The sequence below is a fragment of the Aeromonas sp. SE22 genome (assembly GCF_038739755.1).
Taxonomy (GTDB): Bacteria; Pseudomonadota; Gammaproteobacteria; order Enterobacterales; family Aeromonadaceae; genus Aeromonas; species Aeromonas jandaei.
Genome location: NZ_JBCGFD010000001.1, coordinates 706,245 through 731,055 on the forward strand (window position 1 = coordinate 706,245; position 24,811 = coordinate 731,055).

At 58.6% G+C, this 24,811-nt stretch carries 21 protein-coding genes; 17 read left to right on the plus strand and 4 right to left on the minus strand.

What is annotated here, in order from left to right; all coding sequences use genetic code 11:
- The first annotated feature begins 61 nt into the window (after positions 1–61).
- From mukF to AAHA39_RS03095, 10 genes are all read left to right on the plus strand, one after another.
- A complete protein-coding gene (mukF, locus tag AAHA39_RS03050) occupies positions 62–1,396 on the plus strand; it encodes a chromosome partition protein MukF (protein ID WP_111901131.1) in 1,335 nt (444 codons plus the stop codon).
- The gene (gene mukE / locus AAHA39_RS03055) at positions 1,377–2,096 is read left to right on the plus strand and encodes a chromosome partition protein MukE (protein WP_005336835.1); all 720 of its coding nucleotides are present in this window, start codon (positions 1,377–1,379) and stop codon (positions 2,094–2,096) included. The genes mukF and mukE overlap by 20 nt, the downstream gene beginning before the upstream one ends.
- A 3-nt stretch (positions 2,097–2,099) precedes the next feature.
- Positions 2,100–6,527, plus strand: coding sequence for a chromosome partition protein MukB (gene mukB, locus AAHA39_RS03060; protein ID WP_320654960.1), 4,428 nt, complete (start codon positions 2,100–2,102; stop codon positions 6,525–6,527).
- Between the two features lie 435 nt (positions 6,528–6,962).
- A complete protein-coding gene (locus AAHA39_RS03065) occupies positions 6,963–7,376 on the plus strand; it encodes a septal ring lytic transglycosylase RlpA family protein (protein ID WP_320654958.1) in 414 nt (137 codons plus the stop codon).
- A 103-nt stretch (positions 7,377–7,479) separates the two neighbouring features.
- Complete coding sequence (locus AAHA39_RS03070) at positions 7,480–8,070, plus strand: hypothetical protein (RefSeq protein WP_203976314.1); 591 nt, start codon at positions 7,480–7,482, stop codon at positions 8,068–8,070.
- Between the two features lie 174 nt (positions 8,071–8,244).
- Positions 8,245–8,742 carry a GNAT family N-acetyltransferase gene (locus AAHA39_RS03075; RefSeq protein WP_320654953.1) on the plus strand — a complete coding sequence of 166 codons (498 nt, stop codon included), beginning with the start codon at positions 8,245–8,247 and terminating at the stop codon, positions 8,740–8,742.
- 119 nt (positions 8,743–8,861) lie between these two features.
- Positions 8,862–9,488, plus strand: coding sequence for a DJ-1/PfpI family protein (locus AAHA39_RS03080; protein WP_139402034.1), 627 nt, complete (start codon positions 8,862–8,864; stop codon positions 9,486–9,488).
- A gap of 138 nt (positions 9,489–9,626) precedes the next feature.
- Positions 9,627–10,109, plus strand: a complete 483-nt coding sequence (locus AAHA39_RS03085) for a GNAT family N-acetyltransferase (protein ID WP_043850872.1) — start codon at positions 9,627–9,629, stop codon at positions 10,107–10,109.
- A complete protein-coding gene (gene def / locus AAHA39_RS03090; protein WP_320654950.1) occupies positions 10,109–10,612 on the plus strand; it encodes a peptide deformylase in 504 nt (167 codons plus the stop codon). Before AAHA39_RS03085 ends, def begins: the two co-directional genes overlap by 1 nt.
- Before the next feature lie 49 nt (positions 10,613–10,661).
- The gene (locus tag AAHA39_RS03095; protein WP_320654948.1) at positions 10,662–11,492 is read left to right on the plus strand and encodes a hypothetical protein; all 831 of its coding nucleotides are present in this window, start codon (positions 10,662–10,664) and stop codon (positions 11,490–11,492) included.
- A 77-nt stretch (positions 11,493–11,569) separates the two neighbouring features.
- On the opposite strand, the gene AAHA39_RS03100 is transcribed toward AAHA39_RS03095, so the two are convergent.
- The gene (locus tag AAHA39_RS03100) at positions 11,570–11,773 is read right to left on the minus strand and encodes a hypothetical protein (protein WP_033113256.1); all 204 of its coding nucleotides are present in this window, start codon (positions 11,771–11,773) and stop codon (positions 11,570–11,572) included.
- A 126-nt stretch (positions 11,774–11,899) separates the two neighbouring features.
- On the minus strand, positions 11,900–13,132 hold the full coding sequence (locus tag AAHA39_RS03105; RefSeq protein ID WP_320654945.1) for an esterase/lipase family protein: 1,233 nt from the start codon (positions 13,130–13,132) through the stop codon (positions 11,900–11,902).
- Positions 13,133–13,348: 216 nt separating this feature from the next.
- Here AAHA39_RS03105 and AAHA39_RS03110 point away from each other — a divergent pair, with 216 nt between their 5' ends.
- From AAHA39_RS03110 to AAHA39_RS03140, 7 genes are all read left to right on the plus strand, one after another.
- Positions 13,349–14,308 (plus strand): Wadjet anti-phage system protein JetD domain-containing protein, encoded by a 960-nt coding sequence (locus AAHA39_RS03110; protein ID WP_320654943.1) that lies wholly within the window; start codon positions 13,349–13,351, stop codon positions 14,306–14,308.
- Between the two features lie 397 nt (positions 14,309–14,705).
- Positions 14,706–15,893, plus strand: coding sequence for a knotted carbamoyltransferase YgeW (ygeW, locus tag AAHA39_RS03115; protein WP_033113254.1), 1,188 nt, complete (start codon positions 14,706–14,708; stop codon positions 15,891–15,893).
- A gap of 156 nt (positions 15,894–16,049) precedes the next feature.
- Positions 16,050–17,249, plus strand: coding sequence for a diaminopropionate ammonia-lyase (gene dpaL / locus AAHA39_RS03120; protein ID WP_043850868.1), 1,200 nt, complete (start codon positions 16,050–16,052; stop codon positions 17,247–17,249).
- A gap of 139 nt (positions 17,250–17,388) precedes the next feature.
- The gene (locus AAHA39_RS03125) at positions 17,389–18,606 is read left to right on the plus strand and encodes a YgeY family selenium metabolism-linked hydrolase (protein WP_320654939.1); all 1,218 of its coding nucleotides are present in this window, start codon (positions 17,389–17,391) and stop codon (positions 18,604–18,606) included.
- Between the two features lie 114 nt (positions 18,607–18,720).
- Positions 18,721–20,145, plus strand: coding sequence for a dihydropyrimidinase (gene hydA / locus AAHA39_RS03130; RefSeq protein WP_320654937.1), 1,425 nt, complete (start codon positions 18,721–18,723; stop codon positions 20,143–20,145).
- 95 nt (positions 20,146–20,240) lie between these two features.
- A complete protein-coding gene (gene arcC, locus AAHA39_RS03135; protein ID WP_139434604.1) occupies positions 20,241–21,173 on the plus strand; it encodes a carbamate kinase in 933 nt (310 codons plus the stop codon).
- Between the two features lie 172 nt (positions 21,174–21,345).
- Positions 21,346–22,269 (plus strand): DMT family transporter, encoded by a 924-nt coding sequence (locus AAHA39_RS03140; RefSeq protein WP_041207668.1) that lies wholly within the window; start codon positions 21,346–21,348, stop codon positions 22,267–22,269.
- A gap of 71 nt (positions 22,270–22,340) precedes the next feature.
- Here AAHA39_RS03140 and yqeB read toward each other — a convergent pair whose 3' ends face one another.
- Together yqeB and yqeC are read right to left on the minus strand one after the other, a co-directional pair.
- On the minus strand, positions 22,341–23,933 hold the full coding sequence (gene yqeB, locus AAHA39_RS03145) for a selenium-dependent molybdenum cofactor biosynthesis protein YqeB (RefSeq protein WP_320654933.1): 1,593 nt from the start codon (positions 23,931–23,933) through the stop codon (positions 22,341–22,343).
- Positions 23,934–23,972: 39 nt separating this feature from the next.
- Entirely contained in the window at positions 23,973–24,809 is an 837-nt protein-coding gene (gene yqeC, locus AAHA39_RS03150) for a selenium cofactor biosynthesis protein YqeC (protein ID WP_320654931.1), read from the minus strand.
- Positions 24,810–24,811: the final 2 nt, after the last annotated feature.

The following is a 24,811-nucleotide window of genomic DNA, read 5'->3' on the forward strand; positions in this document are numbered from 1 at the left end:
GCTACCGGATGTAGCCGCGCGCACGATTTTGCGCCCAATACAACAACGAGATGACAACATCATGATGAGTACATCCCGTACCCTGCCAGAGCGTTCTTTGCCGGAGCTAGTAGGGTGGGTCAGGCAGGAGGGGTTGGCGTTGAGCCTGCCGACCGACCGGCTGGCCTTTCTGATTGCAATCAAGACCTTGTCCGAGGATGAGTCGGACCTGTCGGAAGCGGCGCTGCACGATGCCTTTGGCTATGTCAGCAGCGCCTTCGGCCAGATGGACGAGACCCTCACCGGTCGCGCCAACAACGCCATCAACGATCTCATTCGCCAGCAGCTGCTGTCGCGTTTCAACACCGACATGGTGGCGGGGGAGAGCCTCTACCGCCTGTCTCGCCTTGGCGTGAGCATCGTCGACTTCTTTATGGATCAGCGTCAGGTTGACTCCATCAAGCTCTCCATTCTGCTCGAGCACCTGGCTTCCGAGCTCGACACCGCCCGCAAGGCGGCGCTGGAGACCAACACCCGTGAGCAGTGGGATGCCGAGGTGCTGCCACGGCTCACTTTTTCGCTGGAAGAGACGCTGGGGCGGATCGATCTCACCCAGCGCGCCATGGATGAACAGCAGAATCAGGTCAAAAGCGAGATTGCGGCCCTGCTGACCCAGAACTGGGTCGATGCCATTCACAGCTGCGAAAAGCTGCTGCACGAGACTGGCCAGACCCTGCGCGAGCTGCAGGATACCCTGGACGCTGCCGGCCACCGCCTGCAGGCGGGGCTGCTCAACATTCAGGAAGCGGCGCAGGGGCGCGACGATCTGTTCCACGTCGAGGAGCTGACTCACGCCTTGCAAGGGCGCCTTGACGTCATCACCAGCTGGGGTCAGCAGTGCATCGAGCTCTGGTCCCGCTACGACAGGCACGTCCACAAATTTATCCGCAACGCCATCGACATGGACAAGAACCGCGCCTTCAGCCAGCGGCTGCGCGAGTCCATCCGCAATTTCGAGCAGCACAACTGGCAGTTGCGGGTGGCCGAAGAGCCCCGTCTGCTGGAGCTGCGCGACGAAACCATCGCCATCCACGACGAGGAGGTGACCGGTGAGGTGCCCCTCGAGATGGAGTACGTCGAGATGGTGGATATCAACCAGGAGCTGGCCGAGCGCATCGAGCGCTATCTGGCCCGCTACCCCGAGCAGGGCCAGCAGCTGGACTTGGCCGATGTGCTGCGCGAATACCTGCTGGACTACCCGGCTCATGCCCACTTCGATGTGGCGCGTCTTCTGATCGACCAGGCCGTGCGCCTGGGCCATGCCAGCGGCGAGCGCGAACTGCATCGCCAACCCGCATGGAAACCCATTAACCAAGCTGGATCCAAGGTTCAGGCCTATGTCATTGATCAATTCTGAGTTTCCCTTGCCGCTGCGCCTCGCAGAGGCGATTGCCAACCCCTTGTTTCCGCGCATCGATACCGCCTTGCGCTCCGGTCGTCACATCAGTGCCGACGAGTTCGAGCAGCATTCGGCGCTGGTCGAATATCACAGCGAGCTGGAGATCTTCTACGGCCGCTATCAGGTGGAGCTGATCAAGGCGCCGGAAGGCTTCTTCTACCTGCGTCCACGCCCGAGCTCCGACATCGGCACCACTGTGCTCTCCGAGCTCGATATGCTGGTGGGCAAGGTGCTCTGCTACCTCTACCTGAGCCCGGATCGTCTCGCCTCGGAAGGGGTATTCGCCATGGCCGAGCTGCAAGAAGAGGTGTTGAGCCTCGCCGACGAGAAGCAGCTGCTGCGGATGGTCAACAGCCGCTCCGGCGGTACCGATCTCGACAAGAAGAAGCTGCTCGAAAAGATCCGTACCTCCATGCGTCGCCTGCGCCGCCTTGGCATGATCACCGCCCTTGGCAATGGGGATAAATTCCGGGTCAACGAATCGGTATTCCGTTTCGCCGCCGACGTGCGCTCCGATGAAGATCCGCGCGCCGTTCAGCTGCGGATGATCCAGGAGGGTGAAGCTATCTTCCACGACGACGAAATGCCGAGCAGCGACTCGCTCTTTGATGACATCGAGGCGGATCTCGATGAAGAACAACTGGATCTGGAGGTATAACCGGTGCGAGGCAAGTTCAAATCCCTGACCATGGTCAACTGGAACGGCTTCTTTGCCCGGACCTTCGATCTCGACCAGCTGGTTACCACCCTTTCCGGCGGCAACGGCGCGGGCAAGTCCACCACCATGGCGGCCTTTATCGCGGCGCTCATCCCCGACCAGTCATTGCTCCATTTCCGCAACACCACGGAAGCGGGCTCCAGCAGCTCCTCCCGTGACAAGGGGCTCTACGGCAAGCTGCAGCGCGGCCACTGCTATTCCTTGCTGGAAGTGATGAACAGCCGCGAACAGCGGATCTGGGTCGGCGTCCATCTCGAACAGGTGGCCAACCGTGACAACAAGGTCAACATCACCCCGTTTGCGCTGGTGGATGTGCCGGAGAATCTGGCTCCGACCGATCTGCTGCTGGAGAAGCTCGATGGCGGCAAGGGGCGGGTACGCGCCTTTACCGATCTGAAAGGGGCGGCCGCCGAGCTTGGGGCGCTGAAAGTCGCCAAATTCAATACGGTGACCGACTATCACAACTTCATGTTCGAGTTCGGCATCACCCCGAAGAAGCTGCGTGATCAAAAAGATCGCGGCAAGTTCTATCGCCTGATCGAAGCCTCCCTCTACGGCGGCATCTCCTCGTCCATCAGCCGTTCCCTGCGCGAATACCTGCTGCCGGAGAACTCCGGGGTGCGCAAGGCGTTTGCAGACATGGAGGCGGCTATCTATGAAAACCGCCGCACACTGGAGGCGATCAAGGAGACGCAAGGTCAGCGGGATCTGTTCAAGAACCTGATCACCGAGACCACGCACTATGTGGCCGCCGACTATGTGCGCAATGCCGCCGAGAAGAGCCGCCTCTCCGAGCTGGCCCTCAAGGCGCGCCAGGAGCTGGCCGACAAGCGCCGCATTCTGGCCGAAGAGAAACAGCGCGCCATCTATCTGGCCGACGAGGTGGAGCAGCTCACCAACCGCGAGAAACTGCTGACCGACGAGCTGGAGTCTGCCTCCGAGCATCTGGCCAAGGTGATGGCGGCTGTCAGCTTGCAGAAGAAGATCGAGATGTATCGCGCCGATCTGGCGGATCTCTCTGACAAACTCGAGCAGCAGCAGGCGGTGGTGGAGGAGATCCACGGCCAACTGCTGGAAGTGGAAGAGCGCAAGGAGCTGGCGCAGGCAGAAGTCGACAGCCTCAAGACCCAGCTGGCCGACTACCAGCAGGCGCTCGATATCCAGCAGACCCGCGCCATCCAGTACCGTCAGGCGGTGCAGGCCCTCGATGCTGCCCGCGAGCAGTGCGAGCTGCCGGGGCTGACCGCCGAACAGGCGAGTGACACCCTGCACCAGTTCCGCGCCGCCGAGCAGAGCCTTACCAGCCGGGTGTTGGGGGCCGAGCAACAATTGGCGCTGGCGAAGGCGGCAGTGGCCGAGCACGAAGCGGCGCTGGCGCTGCTTTTGAGTATCGCCCCCGAGACAGTGCGCGAAGCCGCCTGGCCCACTGCGCAGGCGCTGCTCAAGCGTCACATCGAAGACAAGGCCCGTATTGCCCAGGGGCAGGGGCTGCGCGCCGCGCTGGCTCGCCTCGAGAAAGAGAGCGAAAGCCAGAAAAATCTCTTCAAGCTGCGTGACGAGCTGCAGCAGGCCTCTGGCCAGCTTATTGCCAGCAGCGATGAGCTGGAGATCTTCCTCGAAGCCCAGCGCACCCGTCAGGAGGAGCTCTCCGAGCAGCAGGCGGAGGTGAACCAGCGCCGCGCCAGCCTCGAGCATCAGGGCACTCAGCTGGGGCGCGATATCAGCGATCTCACCAAGCTGGCGCCGCGCTGGCTCAAATCCTTTGAAAAACTCGAGCAGCTGCGCGAGCAGAGCGGTCTGCCGCTGACTACCGCCGAAGAGCTTTCGGCCGGTATGCAGACAGTGCTCGACAAGGAGCGCGAGTTCGAGCAGGAGAGCAATCGCATCGCGGCGCAGAAACAGGCGCTGGAGCTGCAAATTCGCAACCTGCAGTTGGGTGCTGGCGAGGCGGATCCCCGTCTTGCCCGCATCGCCGAGCAGGTGGGGGGCGTGCTGCTCTCCGATGTCTACGACGACATCTCCATCGACGATGCCCCTTACTACTCGGCGCTCTATGGCCCGGCTCGCAGCGCTTTGGTGGTGCTCGACCTTGAGGGGGCCATCGAGCGGCTGAAAAAGCTGGAAGATTGCCCGGAAGATATCTACCTCATTCAGGGCAACCCCGACTCCTTTGACGAGGATCTGGTGGAAGCGGACGAGCTGGGGGACGCCGTGCTGGTGCGCACCAGCAAGCGTCAGGTGCGCTTCTCCCGCTACCCCGAGCTGCCGCTGTTTGGCCGCGCCGCCCGGGAAAAGCGGATCGAGCAGCTCGACCTTGAGCGCGAAGGGCTCATCGAGGGTTACGCCAAGGCCGCCTTCGAGCAGCAGAAGTACCATCGTCTCTACGGTCACTTCCGCGACTTTATCGGCCAGCATCTGGATATCGCCTTCCGCCCCGACCCGGAAGCCGAAGTGCAGGCCAAACAGGCCGAACTGCGCGCGCTGCAAGGGGCCATCGGCGAGTGCGACAAGCAGCTGAGTGATGCCAAAGCGGCGGCCGCCCAGCTGACTCGCCATATCCAGCTGGTGCAGGGGATGCTGCCCTTTGCTCACCTGTTTGCCGAGACAGAGCTGGCGGCCCGCCTCGAGGCGGCTCACGCCGATGTGGAAGCTCTGAAACAGGCCGAAGCCTTTATCGCCAAGCACGGCAAGTCGCTGGAAAAACTGGAAACCATGGTGCAGGTGCTGCGTCAGGATCCGCAGGATCTGGCTGCGTTGCAGGCTGCCTATGATGAAGTGAGCGATCTGCTGGCCGAGCAGAAACGCCGTTGCTACGCCCTCGATCAGCTGGTGGCCCGTCTGCCGCACTTTGCCTATCAGGATGCGCAAGACCTGCTGGGCAAGGCCTCCGAGATGAGCGAGCGACTCAAAGAGAAGCTCAAGGCGGCCGAGCTGGCGGCCCGCACCGCCGGCGAGCAGCACAAGCAGATTGCCCTGCGCCACACCGAGGCGTTGCAGCTGCGCACTGCCCTTAACTCCAGCGTCGAGGCCAAGCGCCAGACCCTGACCGAGTTCGAGCAGGAGCTGGCGGCCATGGGGCTGACCCTCTCTGACGATATGGAAGAGAAGGCGCGCGCTCACAAGAAAGAGATCGAAGAGCTGCTGATCCGCACCCGTTCCCGTCGCACCAGCGCCGAGGCCCAGCTGCAGGTAACCAAGCGCGAGATCGAATCCCTTGGCGGTCGTCTCAAGCTGGAAGGCAAGGATTACTACAGCGCCCGTAAATCTCTGGTGGGTCACAAGGCGAGCTGGTCGCGGGTGGTGCGGCTGGCGCGGGAGACCGACGTCGAGAAGCGCCTCAACAAGCGCGAGCTGGCGTACCTCGACAGCGACGAGCTGCGTTCCATGTCAGACAAGGCCCTCGGCGCCCTGCGGGTAGCGGTGGCCCACGACGAGGCCTTGCGCGATGCACTGCGACTGTCGGAGGGCAACCGCAGCACCGAGCAGAAGGTGGCCTTCTATGTGCAGGTCTACCGTTACCTCAAGGATCGCATCCGCAACGACATCATCCGCTCCGATGATCCGGTTGAGGCGATCGAGGAGATGGAGATCGAGCTGGCGCGTCTGGCAGACGAGCTCAAGCAGCGGGAAACCCATCTGTCGCTCTCCTCTCACGAGGTGGCGGCCAAGATCACCAACATCATCCGCCGCGAGCAGAACCGCATCCGGGTGCTCAACCAGGGCTTGCAGAACATCGCCTTCGGTCTGGTGCGCGGGGTGCGCCTCAACGTCAATATCCGCGAGGCCCACACCCGTCTGCTGACGGCGCTGGCCGATCAAACCGCCATGCACAACGATCTGTTCGCCGACAAGGAGCTCAGCTTCTCCGAGGCGATGGCCAAGCTGTTCCAGCGCCTGAACCCGCAGATCGAGCAGGGGGATCGCAGCTATCAGGTGATGGGCGACGTGCTGCTCGACTATCGCAACTATCTGGAGCTGGAGATCGAGGTGCAGCGCGGGGCCGATGGCTGGCTGCGTGCCGAGAGCGGTGCGCTCTCTACCGGTGAGGCGATCGGTACCGGTCAGGCGATCCTGCTGATGGTGCTGATCAGCTGGGAGGAGGAGTCCCGCCGTCTGCGCGGCAAGGATATCGCCCCCTGCCGTCTGCTGTTCCTCGACGAAGCGGCCCGTCTGGATGGCAAATCCATCGCCACCCTGTTCGAGCTGTGCGAGCGGCAGGATATGCAGCTGCTTATCGCTGCGCCCGAGAACATCAGCCCCGAGAAGGGCACCACCTACAAGCTCATCCGCAAGGTGCAAGGCAAGCACGAGCATGTGCATGTGGTGGGTCTGCGCGGTTTCGGCTTTGCCGACGACAAGCTGATCGCCTGACTCTGATGGGCAAATAGCAAGAGAAAAGGGAGGCATTCGCCTCCCTTTTTATTGGAGAAATATGGCAAAGTAGCGGCGCTGCCCCTGATGGGATAAGGCTGCGGATGAACGGGCTTGCCCGGTTCTGGTTAAGTATCCCTCTTGTTGTGCTGCGTTTCGGACGCAGATCGGAGGGGGTTTGCGTGCTCTTGTTGGCAAACGCGAGCAGAGAAGTGGCCCCTTGATTGTCTCTTGGGTGCAACAGTGGTGATTTAAAGCCTGTGTTTATTGCAACAATCGCGGTGACCACTGCGTTGGCAACAGGGCTGGGCCCCATGATCGCAAGGGGCCGCCTACATTGCGGTGGCTTGCCGGTATGGGGAGAATCTCCCCGTTACTGCGACGCGATATGATCAGCCGGGTTATCTATCCGGTAAGGTGAGCGAGGAGAAGTAGATGCGCGGCATCGGGAGAGAGGGAGTGGTGCAATCGGCCTGCAAAGGGGGGCTGCTGTTTGTCTGCCTGCTGCTGGCCGCCTGTAGCAGCCGTTATGACGAGAGTCACGGCGGCAGCTGGCGCGGCTATAGCGAGACCGGTTATGCCAGCTATTATGCCGACCGCTATCACGGTAAAAAGACCGCCAGCGGCGAGCTCTATCGCAACAACCTCAATAGCGCCGCCCATATGGAGTTGCCCTTTGGTTCCATGGTGCGGGTTACCAACATCGCCAATGGCAAGAGCGTGGTAGTCAAGGTCAATGATCGTGGCGCCTTTAAAAGCGGGCGTATTATCGATCTCTCCAAATCGGCCTTCAGTGCGATTGCCAATATTCGAGATGGGATTATCAAGGTGAAGGTTGAGGTGTTGTGACCACTTACGATGTCGCAGAGTCTGGTGGAATATGGTGGGCTCTGCAGATCGTAATGTCTTTGCAGCAGATGGCGGCTGGAAACATATACAGGGATGAAAAAGCATGGCTATGGACATTTTCGCGTTTCGCAAACAATGGCGCATGACGAAGGCGCGCATTCAAGCCACCTGGTTCTGGCGTGTGTTCGGCGTCCGTGCCATGCAAAAGGGGTGGACCAAGTTTCTGGTGGCGGTAGCCATCATGGCTGGCTTCTGGAGCCTTTTTTCATACGTTCAATCACTTAACCCCGTTTTACCGCTAGAACAGTTGACGAAAAATGAAGGGCTGCTTGTGCATGTTTACCAGCCCCTTCGTACTGCACACGGCTCCACGATCAGGATACAGACGGACTCGGGAGAGGAAATAGCCTATCGAGGGAGTATCTTTGATATAACTTTGCTAGTCGCCACAAAAGGCAAACGGGTCACAGTCTGGAGCCAGCCATTTTACGATCTTTGGTGGCCCTTCTATTACGAACGGGTTTGGCAGATACAAGAAGGCGCACAGGTCTTGATGAGTTATGAGAGTGTGTACCAAAGCCGGAAAAGCAATAAATCAAGCCACATATGGTTAGCTAAGCACTTGTTGATGCTGACCATTCTCTCCTTGGCTATAGTGGCTCTGGCTTGCCACAAGGGGGGAGCAGCAGAGTAATTGTTATCTTTAAATCGTTCATCGCCAATATTCTCGAAGGTGTTATCAAGGTAAAGGTTGAGGTTCTTTAATATCGAACAACTGGAAGTGGATAACTTTAGATGATATAAAAGCGATAAAGCTTCATAAATATATGTATAACTTGACATTAACTATTAAATCTGAGGCCATCAGATGGAAGTGAGAAAAGTATGTGTATCTGATGCACACAATGTCTTGGCGTTAATGAACCGACTCGACAGTGAAACAACTTTTATGCTTTATGAGCCGGGAGAGCGCACTACGACAGAGGTTGAACAAGCCCAAATATTGGCATCGTTTGTTGATGCAAACAACAAAGTCATGCTGGTACTGGCAGAGCACGATGAGATTGCTGGCTTTATTGTCGGCATTGGTCAACCAGCAAATCGTAACAAACATGTCTTGTATTGTGTTATCGGTATTCAACAATCCACAACCGGACAGGGATTTGGTAAACAGTTGTTTTCTGCGCTGGAAGAGTGGGCAACCGCGCGAGCCTTTACCCGTATGGAGTTAAATGTCATGTGTCATAATGTCCGAGCTTGTGCTCTTTATCACGCTTGTGGTTTTGAGGTCGAGGGAATAAAGCTAAACTCGATGAAAGTTGATGGTGAATATGTTGATGAATACTTAATGGCTAAGCTGATTTAAGTTATGTCACAATTTAGAGTTTTGATTGCCTTTCTTCGTGAAAAAATTAGCATGGTATATTACCATGCAACGGTTATTAAAGTGTTTTGTGGCAAATGTTAGTTCATGTTGATTACAGGATGGATAGAGTGAACTCAGAAAGGAAGCGAAATTCAAAAGTAATTCTATTTTTGTGTAATGGGGTTGAAGAGTATGAGGCATCAGTATTTACAGATGCCTTTGGTTGGACGACAACTTATGGCCTTGAGCCCATACAGTTAACTACAGTTGGTTTTCACCAACGAGTTAAATGTGCATGGAATTTTACGATCGAACCGGAATGTCTGTTTGATGAAATAGATATCGAAGAGTTTGATTCCCTAGTAATACCGGGAGGTATGAGCCGTGCAGGCTTTTATGATGATGCGTATGATCCAAGGCTATTGGCATGGATTAAAGATTTTGATGTCAAGGGAAAAGTTATTGCTTCGGTGTGCGTGGGGGCATTGCCTATTGCCAAAAGTGGTGTGCTAAGCGGTCGCAATGGTACGACTTATCATCTGAGTCAGAAACGGCAACAACAGATGCAAGAGTATGGTGTACAGGTACTGAATCAACCTATCGTTATCGATGGGAATATTATCACTTCACGTAGCCCGTCCACTGCAATGGACGTTGCGTTTCTTGTCGTGGAGATGCTTACCTCAAAAGCCAATCTAGAAAAAATTAAAGAGGGGATGGGGTTTCTCGAAGGTGGTATCTGCTAAATGTACGAGTTCTTGTTGAAGTAAAAATAGCTTGGTGCTTTATATTGAGTGCTCAGGGTAGATCTTTGTGGCTATCAGTATGTCTTAATAATTTATCAGTTTGTTTATTTTTTCAATATGGCTTGAGCAGGGAAAGAGATGGATATTGAGCTGATTAATGTGCCTCAAAGTGAATTTGAGCAGGTCTTTACTGCCGTGAAACAGGGAATATTTCCCTATGTTGAGGTGCTCTTTGGCTGGGATGACCAATTTCAACGCGAACGGCTAGCCAGCTCATATTTGCCGCAATGGTTTTCGTGGATCCTGCATGGGGGAGAACGTATTGGTCTGTTATGTCGCAAGCCATATGAGGATGCCCTGCATGTTCATCTGCTGATCATTTTCCCTCAGTATCAGGGACGGCAGCTTGGCGCTGCCGTGATGGAACGGCTGCATCAGGAGGCTGAGCGTGAGGGCAAATGCCGGGTCACCCTGTCCAGCTTCAGAGAGAACCATGGGGCGATACGGTTTTATGAGCGCCTTGGTTACAGCGTGGTCGAAGAGGAGCAGGCGTTTGTCTCCATGTCCCGGCCGTTGGGCTGTGACCTCGGATTGAAAAAAGTGGTTAATGGAGAGTTGTGATGGCGATTTTGAATATTTTGACGGCTCCCGACCCCAGGTTGAGGATCAAGGCCGAGCGAGTTGAGGATATCGCTGCCGTACAGGGGCTGATCGATGACATGCTGGCAACCCTGTATGCGACGGAAAACGGGATTGGTTTGGCCGCGACTCAAGTCGGGCGTAAAGAGGCCGTCGTTATTATCGACTTGTCCGAGAGCAGGGATCAGCCGCTGGTTTTGATTAATCCACAAGTGATAAGCGGTACTGAAAAGGTGTTTGGACAAGAGGGCTGTCTCTCCGTGCCGGATTACTACGCGGATGTCGAGCGTTACAGCTCGGTGGTGGTATCTGCACTGGATCGAAAAGGCAATCCGATCACCATCGAGAGCAGCGATTTTTTGGCCATTGTCATGCAGCATGAAATTGATCATCTGGATGGCAACCTGTTCATTGATTACCTGTCACCGCTCAAGCGGCAGATGGCACTCAAACGCGTTAAAAAATCGCTCAAGTCCGCCAGCTAATGTTTGCGGATAGTGGCTGGCCGTTTTAGTTATGTGGGGAGCAGGCAGAATGAAAGTGGCAAGATGGAATGTCAGGGCGCTGTTTAGCCGCAATAGCAATGAGGTACGGGGACGTTATGGGCTGAAGGCTCTGCTGTTGCTTGGAACCTTGTGGGTCGCACTCCCCGTATCAGCCGATGAAGAGCAGCTGCCGGCCGAATATCGCCCCTTTGTGCAGCAGTTGGTCGATGCGGCAGAAGCCCGGGATCATCAGGCCCTTGCCAACCAGATGAAGTACCCCTTCAAGCAGGAGTATCCCATTCCTGCCATCAAAACCCCGGCGGAGATGCTGACCCGTTTTGACGAGGTATTTGATGACGTCATTTTAACAAGCATCGCTACCTCCCGGGTCGGGCAGGATTGGCAGACCATGGGCTGGCGCGGCATCATGCTGGGCAGTGGCGAGGTCTGGATGGATTTTGATGGCAAGGTCATCGGTATCAATCATCAGACTGCGCAGGCTGCCAAATTGAAAGCCGAGCTTATCGCCAGGCAGAAGAGTGGTCTGCATCCCAGTGTGCGGGAGTACAAGAGCCCCGCGCTGATGTGGCAGACCGAGAAATTTACCATTCGCATCGACGAGTTGAACGATGGCCACTATCGCTACGCCTCCTGGGCCAGGGGCAAGACGCTCGCCGACAAGCCGGATCTGGTGCTGAGAAATGGCACCGTCAGGGTGGAGGGGACGGGGGGGAATCATACCTATCTCTTCACGAGCGGCCCCTATCGCTACGAGTGCGTTGTAACCGTATTGGGTGAGCGAGGCGTGCCACCGGGTGAGCTGGTGGTCTATAAAAACGACGCCGAGATAGTGCACCAACCGGTGATCAAGGTGCTGTAACAGCAAATCCACATAAAGAGAGATCAAAGAGCGGCCAAGTGCCGCTCTTTTGCTTTCGCTAACTGACAGATGATTCGCTAGCTTTGCGGCACCCTGACCCCTTTATCGAGATAGAGGCTGCTGTAGTTGGCCCTGTGGGTGACAAACATCACCTGATGGCGGCTGCCGTCGGAGAGGATAAGGAAATCGCCCGCCTGGGCAGGGCTTTGCAAGGAGACCTCCTGCTCGGGGGCGGTCAGGCGGTCGACATCATCCTTGAAGGTGAGGGTGTAAGAGAACATATGGCGCTCCACTGCTGGCTCATATCAAACACTGCCTCCAAGGCTAGTTGCTGCGAGCACAGCATGCGGCGCCCGATTGGCGCTGTTCGACCAAATTTCTGAAACGGTATGCAAAGAGAAGGGGGATCACCTGACATCGTCAAGCCAGTCCAGCAGTTGTGCACCGACCTCCGGGCTGCCGAGCAGCGCCATATGAGTGGTGCGATAGGCGATCAGGGTATGTTCGGGGGGAAAGTCGAGTTGATGTGCGCGCTCCCGGTGCAGGCCCAGCGCACTGCGCAGGGGGACCAGTCCATCGCCAATCAGCCGCTCTGCCAGCAGGGTGCGTTTGGCGGATGTGGTGCCCGCGATGGCAAAGCAGGCTACGCCGCTTGGAAGCGGGAGCGGTTGGCGGGGATCGCGCCTTATTGTGAACTCCTTGTTATTACGGGAGGCGTCGATGACCTTGCCATGACGAAGATCCCGAATGCCCTGGCTGCGTATGCGGGTCAGCTTCACAAAGGGCATGCTGTAAGGGGTGACTGGCAGCAGCTGCTCCAGCCAGTGGCCAGCCGACTCGAGCGGCGCACCGTGGTGCGGTGTGCCAAGAAAGATCAGATGCCGCAGTCGCTTGGGCCATTGCAGTGAGTGGGTTTGGGCGTAATGGCAGGCACTTCGGATAACCAGTCCCCCCATGCTGTAGGCCAGCACGCTGAGCTGCTTGATGGCCCCCGGCCATCGGTTACACAGCTCCTCCAGCTGCAGTGCCAGCGCCTGCCCGTTGCTGGCAATGGAGAGACCCGAGTTGTAGCGCAGATAGAGAGGCAGATAGCCAAGCGCCCTGGCCACCGCTTCGCCATGGTTGACGGACTTCCCCTGATAGCTGGTTTGCCACTGCAAGTCGTTCATGCAAAGGCCATGGATCATCAGCAGCACTCGCCCCGCGTGGGGAAGGTCGGCTGGCATGGTCTGCCAATCGAGCGGTTTGCCCTGATAGCGCAGAGTCATCGGGGTGGCGAGGGCGTTTTGCTGCTCGACCAGCTTGTCACCCAGCACGCCATTGAGGGTGGCAAGCAGGGCAGCGCGCTTGGGCGTCTCTGCCACAGAATGTTGCGTCGGGAGTGGCAGGCGGGCCAGCAAGCCATTTATACCACTGCCGAGGCTATTGGCGGCCCCATGAACTCCCTTGTAAATAAGCCCGGTGAGCCCCGCCGTTTTACCTTTCTCTCGCCCCTTGATACCCATACCGTCCAGCACCGCCTGATGTACCGCTTCCGTTATCTGCACGGTAGCGGGCAGCGCCTGGGTCAGCAGTTGCGCCAGCTCGCGGATATCCGAAAGCTGCCAGGAGTAGGGCGACTTGTCGGCGGCATCGGTCATAAGCACTCCTTGCTGTGGTGGGTAAAGTGGCCGGAGCCATGCTGCGAATGGTCTGCAGGTCAAACCAGCTTGCGCCCTTTGGCCTGTGTTTACCAGTTTCATCAAATGCATTGACGGGCGCACAGGCGTTGAAAAGTTCTCTTGCGAAGCTGGTCACGGTAACAGCAAGGAAAATTACATCTACTTCCTCATATGACGCTGTCAGGGAGAGGTGAGATGTCGTTGTTTGATGAGATCCGGGTGCAGGAACTGTGTGCACGGTTGCTCGATAGCCGGAACGAGAAGGGCTGTTCTCTTGAGAGCAGACATGGTCGCGAGTTGAAGGAGCTGTTGCAGGCGGTGGGCGGGATCAGGCCGGTTGGACGTGGCGCACTCTATGTCTTGACCGATGATGGACGGACGTATCTTGTCAGCCAGTTGGCGCAGGTAGTGCCACCGGAACCGAACAAGCGTGAGCAACTGGCGCTTCTTGGTGTGACGTTGCCGGTGCAGCTGAATCAAGCCTGCGGGTATGCGCTCTGGTATGGGGACAGCAAGCATCCGCGCAGTGAATGTCCGGATCCACAACTGGCGAATCTGACGCTGACACAGGATGAGGTGATCCGCATCCGCACAGTCGATCCGTTCTCGCTGGTCGATATGCGCGGTCAGCAGCACGATATGACGGCAATGATGGCGCTGCTGGGGGAGTTGGCGTTGCCGGAGCGGGTTCTGGGCACGTTGCTGGCCATCGGCTGGCAAGGGGAGCGGGTCATTACGGTGGAGAACAAGGGGGCTTTTGTCGATTATCCGTTGCAGCCTGGACAACTGCTGCTGTTTGCCCCCGGGCGCAATACCAGACTTGCCAAGCGGCTGATCCCCTTGCTGCCTCAAAGCATAGAGTGGGCTCACTTTGGCGATCTTGATCAACGTGGCATAGATATCGCCGTTGAACTGGCTCGTGAGCTTCATCGCCCCGCCATGCTCTGGCTTCCCGACGCCATCCACTCTTATCTGGAACACTATGCCCGTCCCGTAGGCGCTTTTACGGAGGTGGCTGGCAAGGTGCACTGGCGTAAAGAGGAAAGAGTGAGGGGAGCTCTCCCTTGGCTCGATGAGTTGATCACCGATGGAAAGTGGCTGGAACAGGAGGTATTGATTGCTGCGCCGCACTGGCGTCTGTGGGCGCTTGAGTAGCAGAGTGTTAAAGGGGAGGGCCGTCACCTCCCGGCTGCTTATCATAATGATAAAGTTGGTCTGCTTGATATCATTTCAGCCCCGAGCGATGCGTCGGGATGATAATTATCTCTACCGTTACTCGGTTTTATCACCCCATGAGATGTGGTCGCAGCAGGATAAATTCAGTGAGCGCATTACCTCATCAGCCAAATAGGGCTAATCGCTGCTATTTTTGTGGCGCCCATCACATACTTTTGCCATTTCTTATTATTCCGCCGCAAATCTTTACCTTGGCACGCTTATTGATTGCCCTATATCGACGCTAACCGATGAGCTCACCCATAACCGGGATGCTGGTGACATCGTGAGTGACTGGGGAGCTATTCATATATCATCCAACGAATTGGGGCGAACGATGAAAGCAGTGAACGAGTTAATCAAAGAGATCAAAGCACTCAAATCCAACCTGCATGAAAAAGATTTTCTGCTGACCTGGGAGCAAACACCTCAGGAGCTTGAACTGGTATTGAAACTGGCCGAATCCCTCAAGACACTGCGTGCCGAAAATATTGCTACCAAACTGTTTAACAGCGGGCTCGGTATCTCGGTTTTCCGCGATAACTCCACCCGAACCCGCTTCTCTTATGCCTCTGCGCTGAACCTGCTCGGTCTGGCCCAGCAGGATCTGGATGAGGGCAAATCCCAGATCGCCCACGGTGAAACCGTCCGTGAAACCGCCAATATGATCTCCTTCTGCGCCGATGCCATCGGTATCCGCGATGACATGTATCTGGGTGCTGGTAACGCCTATATGCGTGAAGTGGGCGCCGCACTGGATGAAGGGTTCGAGAAGGGGGTGCTGCCCCAGCGTCCGGCGCTGGTCAACCTGCAGTGCGACATTGATCACCCGACTCAGTCCATGGCTGATCTGGCCTGGTTGCAGGAGCACTTCGGCAGCCTGGAAAACCTCAAGGGCAAGAAGATTGCGATGACCTGGGCTTACTCCCCTAGCTACGGCAAGCCGCTCTCCGTGCCGCAGGGCATCATCGGCCTGATGACCCGCTTTGGTATGGATGTGACCCTGGCCCACCCGGAAGGGTATGACCTGATCCCGGACGTGATCGAAGTGGCCAAGGAGAATGCCAAGGCATCCGGCGGCAGCTTCCGCCAGGTCACCTCCATGGAAGAGGCCTTCAAGGATGCCGATATCGTCTATCCCAAGTCCTGGGCTCCCTACAAGGTGATGGAGCAGCGTACCGAACTACTGCGTGCCAATGACCACGCTGGCCTCAAAGAGCTGGAGAAACACTGCCTTGAGCAGAACGCCAAGCACAAGGATTGGCACTGCACCGAAGAGATGATGAAGCTCACCAAGGGTGGCGAAGCGCTCTATATGCACTGCCTGCCGGCCGATATTTCCGGTGTCTCCTGCAAGGAAGGGGAAGTAACCGAAGGGGTATTCGAGAAATATCGTATCGCCACTTATAAAGAGGCGAGCTGGAAGCCCTATATTATCGCCGCCATGATCATGGCTCGTAAATTCTCCGCCCCGGGAGAGACCCTCGAAACGCTGCTGAAAGAGGCCCAGAAGCGGGTTAAATAAATAGCGTTGGCTGAAATAAATAAAAGAAATGGCAGGGGTAATCATTCCCCTGCCTGCTACAACAGCGGAATTGTCGTGAGTTTTCTCCCCGTGGTATCTGAATATCGGATTTCCCGGTGAGATGGCTCCCGACCCCATAATCTGGATGAGGTACGCATGTCCCAATTTTCTCTGAAGATGGATATTGCCGATAACCGTTTTTTTACCGGTGAACCATCTCCCCTGTTTTCTCGCGCCGAAGCACAAAAGGCCCGTGCCTTTCATAAAAAACTGGCCGGTTATGAACCGACTCCTCTGTGTGACCTGAAAGATCTGGCCGCCTATATCGGGGTAAAAAATATTCTGGTCAAGGATGAGTCAAAACGCTTTGGTCTCAATGCCTTCAAGATGCTGGGTGGTGTCTACGCCATTGCCAACCTGCTCTGTGAAAAATACGGGGTGGCAGTCGAGGATTTCTCCTTCGATCTCATCAAGCGCACCATCAAGGAGCCGATGACCTTCGCCACCACCACAGATGGCAACCACGGCCGCGGCGTCGCCTGGGCCGCCAAGCAGGTGGGTCAGCATGCGGTGGTCTACATGCCCAAGGGCTCTGCCCAGGAGCGGGTTGACCACATTCTCAATCTCGGTGCCGAGTGCATCGTCACCGACATGAACTACGACGATACCGTGCGCCTGACCATGAAGATGGCCGAAGAGCGCGGTTGGCACATAGTGCAGGACACCGCCTGGGAGGGCTACACCAAGATCCCGACCTGGATCATGCAGGGTTACTCCACTCTGGCCGACGAAGCGGTCGAGCAGATGCAGGATATGGGCATCAAGCAGCCGACCCACGTGCTGCTGCAGGCAGGGGTAGGGGCGCTGGCGGGTGGAGTGCTTGGCTATCTGGTGGACTGCTTCGGGGCGAAAAACCTGCACAGCATCGTGGTCGAGCCGGATCAGGCCGACTGCATCTACCGCTCCGGCGTGGCAGGGGAGATGGTCAACGTGGGGGGCGACATGCGCACCATCATGGCCGGTCTCGCCTGCGGTGAACCCAACCCGCTTGGCTGGCCGCTGCTCAGGGGCTGCACCACCCAGTTCATCTCCTGCCACGACAAGGTGTCGGCATTAGGGATGAGAGTGCTCGGCAACCCTCTTGGCAATGACCCCCGCATCATCTCCGGTGAGTCCGGCTCGGTCGGTACCGGCGTGCTGGCGGCCGTGCGTCACCACCCGGATCGCGCGGCGCTGATGGAACGTCTGGGGCTGGATAGCAACTCGGTCGTACTCATCATCAACACCGAAGGGGACACCGATGTTAAGCACTACCGGGAAGTGGTGTGGGAAGGCAAACATCCTGCCTGCGATTAACCCCGGCTGTGAGTAATCCCTGCGAGAGCAGAGAGACGAATTGAAGAACTGATCGCGCCTCGCCAACGGGGCGCGGTAACGGGCACAGGGCGCTGCCGACGAACAGGCCGCGCACTCTCAGTTGTTATGGAGAATCACAATGAGCAAGCAAATTCCGTTTGAAATGGTGTTGGAGAAGGCCTATCAGTACAAGGCCGAGATGAGTCAGTTCCTGCGCGACATGATCGCCATCCCGAGCGAGAGCTGCGATGAAGAGCGCGTCGTGCTGCGCATCAAGCAGGAGATGGAGAAGGTTGGCTTTGACAAGGTCGAGATCGACCCCATGGGCAACGTGCTGGGCTATATCGGTCACGGCCCGCACCTGATCGCCATGGATGCCCACATCGATACCGTGGGCGTCGGCAACATGGCCAACTGGAAGTTCGACCCCTATGAGGGGATGGAAGATCACGAGATCATCGGCGGTCGTGGCGCATCTGACCAAGAAGGCGGCATGGCCTCCATGGTCTATGCGGGCAAGATCATCAAGGATCTGGGGCTGGAAGATCAGTACACCCTGCTGGTAACCGGTACCGTGCAGGAGGAGGATTGCGATGGCCTCTGCTGGCAGTACATCATCGAGCAGAGCAAGATCCGCCCCGAGTTCGTGGTCAGTACCGAACCCACCGACTGCCAGATCTACCGTGGCCAGCGTGGCCGCATGGAGATCCGCATCGATGTGCAGGGGGTCAGCTGCCACGGCTCCGCACCGGAGCGCGGTGACAACGCCATCTTCAAGATGGGTCCCATTCTTGGCGAGCTGCAGGAGCTGAGCCACAGCCTCGGCAACGACGACTTCCTCGGCAAGGGTACCCTGACCGTCTCCGAGATCTTCTTCACTTCGCCGAGCCGCTGCGCCGTGGCGGACAGCTGCGCCGTCTCTATCGACCGCCGTCTCACCTGGGGCGAAACCTGGCAAGGGGCGCTCGACGAGATCCGCGCTCTGCCTGCGGTAAAAGCTGCCGGTGCCGAGGTCTCCATGTACCAGTACGACCGTCCGGCCTACACCGGTCTGGTCTACCCGACCGAGTGCTACTTCCCGACATGGAAGGTGGAAGAGGATCACATCACCGTCAAAACCCTCTCCAAGGCTTATCGCGAGCTGTTCAACAAGGAGCCGGTGGTGGACAAGTGGACCTTCTCGACCAACGGGGTCTCCATCATGGGTCGCCACGGTATTCCGGTCATCGGTTTTGGCCCGGGTAAAGAGCCGGAGGCCCACGCCCCGAACGAGAAGACCTGGAAAGAGCATCTGGTCAAGTGCGCCGCCATGTACGCCGTGATCCCCATGCTCTATCTGGCCGAGCTGGACAAGTAAGGGGTCTGCCGGGTGGTGACTGCCATCACCGCCCGGCTGTTGCAAGTGTGGCAAGTGCCCCGACTCCATTGAGGCGGGGCTTTGCTGTTTGAAGTGATGTTCGAGGTGGTGGGAATGAAACGGCTGATCAAAAACGGTGTGCTGGTCGATGCACAGGGGGAATATCGTCAGGATCTGCTGATCGAGAACGGGGTGATCCGCGCGCGAGCCGCCGCTATCCAGCCCGATGGCGAGACCGACGTGATCGATGCCAGCGGCTGCTATGTGATGCCGGGCGGCATCGACGTCCATACCCACTTCAACATCGACGTGGGCATTGCCCGCAGTTGCGATGACTTTTTCAGCGGTACCCGTGCCGCCGCCTGTGGTGGCACCACCACCATCGTCGATCACATGGGATTTGGCCCGGCGGGGTGCAATCTGCATCACCAGCTGGCCCGCTATCACGACTATGCCGCCGATCAGGCGGTGATCGATTACAGCTTTCACGGCGTGATCCAGCATGTGGATGACGCCATCCTCCACGAGATGGCCGCCATGGTGCAGGAGGAGGGGATCTGCAGCTTCAAGCTCTATCTCACCTACCAGTACAAGTTGGGGGATCACGACGTGCTGCGCGCCCTGGCCCGCCTCAAGGAGGTGGGGGCGCTCGCCACCGTCCACCCCGAGAACGATGCAGCCATCGCGGCGCGCCGGGCTGCCCTATTGGCCGCAGGCCATCATGAGCCTTGGTATCACCCGCAAAGCCGCCCACTGGAGTGCGAAGCCGAGGCGGTGGCCCGGATGATCAATCTGGCGGGGCTCGCTGGCAATGCGCCGCTCTATATCGTCCACCTCTCCAACGGCTTGGGGCTGGAGTATCTGAAATTGGCGCGTCGTCAGGGTCAGCCGGTCTGGGTGGAGACCTGCCCGCAATATCTGCTGCTCGATGAGCAGTGTTATTACAAGGAGAACGGGGTCGACTATCTGCTGAGCCCACCGCTGCGCTCACGCCGCGAGCAGGACAAGCTGTGGGTCGGTATCGCTGCGGGCGACATCGATACGGTGGCGACCGATCACTGCAACTTCTCCCACGCCCAGCGCATGACCCTCTCGGGCGGCGATTTCAGCCGCTGCCCCAACGGCTTGCCCGGGGTCGAAAACCGGATGCTGCTGCTGTTTGCCCACGGGGTATTGGGCGGGCGCATCTCGCCGTCGCGCTTCGTGGCACTCACCAGCGCCAACCCGGCTCGCCTGTTTGGCCTCTGGCCGCGCAAGGGCAACCTGCAACCGGGGTCTGACGCCGATTTGGTGCTGATGGATCCCCGCGGTGACACCCTGATTTCTCACCCACTGCTGCACGACAACGGCGACTACAGCCCCTACGAGGGGATGCATTGCCCCGGCCAGATCAGGATGACCCTGAGCCGTGGCGAGATAGTCGCTCGCGATGGCGAGTTTCTGGGGCGGCGTGGCCACGGCCGTTTTCTGGCCAGAGCGCCCTTTGATCCGGCGTTGGCGCCGGAGCTGCACTCGCCTTGCCCCACAGTGGCCGGCTGACAATCCGTTCGAAATACGCAAATCAGCAAGGTTATGTGAACAACGAAAGGTGGGCCGGTATTGCGCCGGCTTGCCCCATCACTGGAGATAACAAGATGAAACAGAGAATCGTACTGGCCCTTGGTGGCAATGCGCTGGGCAACAACCTGCCCGAGCAGATGAAGGCGGTGCAGAGCACGGCGGGCACCATTGCCGACCTGATCGCCCAGGGGCATGAGGTGGTGGTGACCCACGGCAACGGCCCGCAGGTAGGGATGATCCAGCAGGCGTTCGAGGTGGCGGCCCGCCACGATCCCAAGGCGCCCCATCTGCCCATGTCGGTCTGCGTGGCCCTGAGTCAGGGTTATATCGGTTATGACCTGCAAAACGCCCTGCGCGAGGCACTGCTTGAACGCGGCATCCACAAGCCGGTCGCCACCTTGGTGACCCAGGTTGAGGTGGATAAAAACGATCCCGCCTTCCTCGACCCGAGCAAACCCATCGGCGGCTTCTTCAGCAAGGAGGAGGCCGAAGCATTGATGGCCAAGGGGGAGCGGCTCAAAGAGGATGCCGGTCGCGGCTATCGCCGGGTAGTGGCATCCCCCAAACCCGTCGATATCATCGAGAAAGAGACCGTCTCTGCCATGCTGGCTGCCGGTCAGGTGGTGATCACCGTCGGTGGCGGCGGCATCCCGGTGCTGCGCGAGGGCAATCACCTGCGCGGTGCCAGCGCGGTGATCGACAAGGATTGGGCCAGTGCCAAGCTGGCGGAGCTTATCGATGCCGACATGCTGATCATCCTTACCGCGGTAGAGAAGGTCGCCATCAACTTTGGCAAGCCCGATGTGCAGTGGCTCGATCAGCTGAGCGTGGGAGATGCCCAGTGTTTTATCGAGCAGGGGCAGTTTGCCAAGGGATCCATGCTGCCCAAGGTGGAGGCTGCGCTCTCGTTTGCCACTTCCATGCCGGGGCGCAAATCCCTGATCACCTTGCTGGAGAAGGCCGCCGACGGCATTGCCGGCAAGACGGGAACCCTTATCAGCCGCTAGGCGTTCCAGCTCGGGTTGAGTGTGATTGCGGGGGCCGTCGGCCCCCTTGTTCATTTCGGGGGCGACCATGGTCAGCGGAGGATGAGCGGCGTAAGATGGCCGCCTTCAAGCGCGGGCAAGACGCCGAGAGCAGACCCGGCGCAATGAGTGACAAGAGGTGAGTAGCAAGCAAATGAGCGGAAAGATCAATATGGCGGCGCTGGTGGGATTGATCCTGCTCACCGCCATCTGGAGTTACAGCTGGATCGTGATGAAGCAGGTGATGCTCTACGCGGGGGCCTTCGAGTTCACCGCCCTGCGCTGCCTGTGCGGATCTCTGGTTCTGCTGCTGGTGTTGGCGCTGCGCGGGCGCCGTTATCTTAAACCCACCCCGTTTCGCTATACCCTCGCCATCGCCCTGTTCCAGACCTGCGGCATGGTGGGGTTGGCCCAGTGGGCGCTGATCAGCGGCGGGGCGGGCAAGGTGGCTATTCTGAGCTACACCATGCCGTTCTGGGTGGTGATCTTCGCGGCGCTCTTTCTCGGCGAGCGGATGCGCAAGCTGCACTATCTGGCGGTCGGGGTGGCCGCCTGCGGCCTGCTGCTGGTGATCGAGCCCTGGCAACTGCATCTGGATTCCATGAAGAGCGCGCTGCTGGGGATTGCCTCCGGCATCTGCTGGGGGATCAGCGCCATCATCGCCAAGCGGATGTATGCCCGCCACCCCGCGGTGGATCTGATGTCCCTCACCACCTGGCAGATGATCTACGCCACCATGGTGATGGCCGTGGTGGCGGCGCTGGTGCCGGAGCGACCCATCGACTGGCAGCCCTATGTGTTTGGCGCGCTCGCCTACAGCGCTATCTTCGCCACGGCGCTGGCCTGGAGCCTCTGGCTGTTCGTACTGAAAAAGCTGCCTGCCGGGATCGCCAGCCTCAGTACCTTGGCGGTGCCGGTGAGCGGCGTGCTGCTCTCCTGGTGGCTGCTGGGCGAAAATCCGGGGCCGGTGGAGGGGAGCGGCATCGCCCTTATCGTGCTGGCGCTTATCGTCATCAGCCGCAAGGGCAAGCGCTCTGTGGTGTCGGTGGCGGGGGAGACTCGCATCAAGCACGGCTGAGTCGATTGTCGGCAACGAAATAAAAAGGGCCCGCCATCATGGCGGGCCCTTCTGGTTTTAAGAACACTCTCTTATCTGCGCTGGGCCAGATGCATCATGGCTTCCAGCACGGCGCCGCCGATGGCGCGAGCCTTGTCCGATACCGTAGTGGCGTCGGCCCGCTCGCCTCTGGGGTCGATGTCACCGATCTTGAAGCCGACGGTGACCTCGATGCCATCGCTGAGCAGACCTCGCACCATGCCGGAGAGCGGCGCGATAATGGGAGCGTCCCCTACATGGGCAATCACATCCCCCTCCTGCACCAGATCACCGAGCTTGATAATGCTCTTCATCACTCCGGCGACGGGCGCGCGCACCACCCGGCGGGCGGAGTGCCCCTCGATCACCCCGGGAATACCGGTATTGGGCTGGGCAGGGCCCTGATAGATGACCCGGCCCAGATGATGACCGCGGTTGGTCTCAATGACCGCATCGCAGTCGCGCCCCGCCTCAAACCCCGGGCCAAGGGCCACCGTAATGGGGGCCATCTCCTTGTGGGTGCCGAGATTCTGCTTGGCGAGGATGGCATCCACCAGATAGCGGGGCTTGAGCTCGGCGAGGGTGGCACAGTCAGGGTCAACCAGTAGCGGAATGACGCCCCGATCCAGCTGCTCGAATGCCTGTTCGACGCTCTCGACCCGCTTGGCTCGTACCCCTTCGACGCTGGTCTCGCCGTCAAACATCCCCTGGGCGAAGGCAACAGTGCGGCGGATCACCGTGGGTTTGTCGAGATCCAGCATCACCACCTTGAAACCGGCATTGTGCAGGCGCAGCGCCACCCCGGTGGCGATATCGCCGGAGCCACGCATCACCACCAGCTGATCCCGCTTGAGGCGCACATCGTCCTGCATCAGGCCACCCGATTTGCCGTTTTTCACCTGCAGCAGCTCGGCGAGGATGCTGATGGCGATCTCTTCCGGGGTTTCGGCTCCGATGTTGTAACCGATGGGGGCGTGCAGCTGCTGCAGTTGCTCCTGGCTCACCCCTTGCTGGCGCAGCGCCTGGGTGAAGGTCTGCACCTTGCGCTTGCTGGCGAGTAGCCCCAGATAGGCGAGGGGACGGCTGATGAGCCGATCCAGCGCCTCCTTGTCCTGATGGTTGGTGGCGATGATGACGAAGTTGGCGGACTCGATGGCCAGTTTATCGATCACCGCGCTGATGGTATCGGCCTGCACCAGATGGGTACTTGCCGGGAAGAGGCCAGGGTTGAGGCTCCCCTCGAAGCAATCCCCTACATGGACATCAAAGCCGAGTGGCGCCGCAGCATGGGCCACAGCCCGGTTGACGTGGCCGGCACCAATGAGCACCAGCCGTGGTCGCAGACCATAGACATCGATATAGACCGACATGGCACCACCGCAATCCGACCCGACCGCATGCTCACCGTTGCGTGCCATCCGGCCGTGGAAGATACGGGGCTTGCGTTCGGCAATGGCGGCCATCGCTTCCTCGATCACCAGCCGCTCGATCATGCCGCCGCCGATGGTACCGAGGATCTGGCCATCGGCCATCACCAGCATCTGGGCCTGATGGCGCGGGGTGGAGCCCCGGCTCTCGATGATCTGGGCCATGGCAAACGGCGTGTTCTCCTGTTCCAGTCGGGCTGCGTGTGCAAACAGATTCATAAGGTACCTCTTTTCATCCTTAAAACGTCAGGGGTGAGGCTAAAGCGCCTCCCCGTGCGGAGCTGTGCAGATCAGGTGACGGATGGGGGGGGATTCGCGCACGGCCCCCTGCCAGATGGCGTGGATCTCGGGGTGGCGGCTCTGCAGCTTTATCAATTCCGCCAGCCACGACGCCTCATTTTGATAATCGCCATTGATAAACCAGATCCGGCGCGCCCCGGGCGGGGTGCCCTTGAACACCCCCTCGGGGTGGGAGATCAGCCTGTCAAACAGTGCCCAATCCAGTGGCTCACCCGCCGCAATCCCGCACAGGGCCTGCAATTCAGCCCAGCGGTGGATCTGCGCCGGTTCGGCATTGGCTCCCACCATGGCGCCGCCCAGCAGGGCGATCACCCAGTCACTCTGGTGTGGAATGCAAGGTTCGTGCAAAGCGGGCACTTTCAATAACTTGTGATGGGCGCCATCCGCTTCGACCAGGATGAGATCGAAGCGCTGCTGTCCTTTGAGCAGGTCGATTTGGCGCAGATCCGGCCCTGCAACCTTGCCGGTGCGCTCGTCGAGATGGCTGAACAGGGCAACCAGGGTCGGGCCATCCGGCAGCGCCTGACAGCGGGTAAGTTGACGAACGGGATCCGTCTCGATAATCAATTCCCGATAGTGTGACGGGGCTGGCAGAAACATCCGGGTGGTGGTGGTAATTAGCACCCTTTTACCCTGCTTATAAAAATATTCCGCCAGCCAGAACAGGGTGCTGGTTTTTCCGCCGGCACCACAAAGGCTAATTAGCGTGGTATGGTTGTCACTATTTTTAAGCAGTGGATTTAAAAGCGAACCAATATCCGGAAACGCGTGAATAACAGAGTGTGGCAAGGACATGG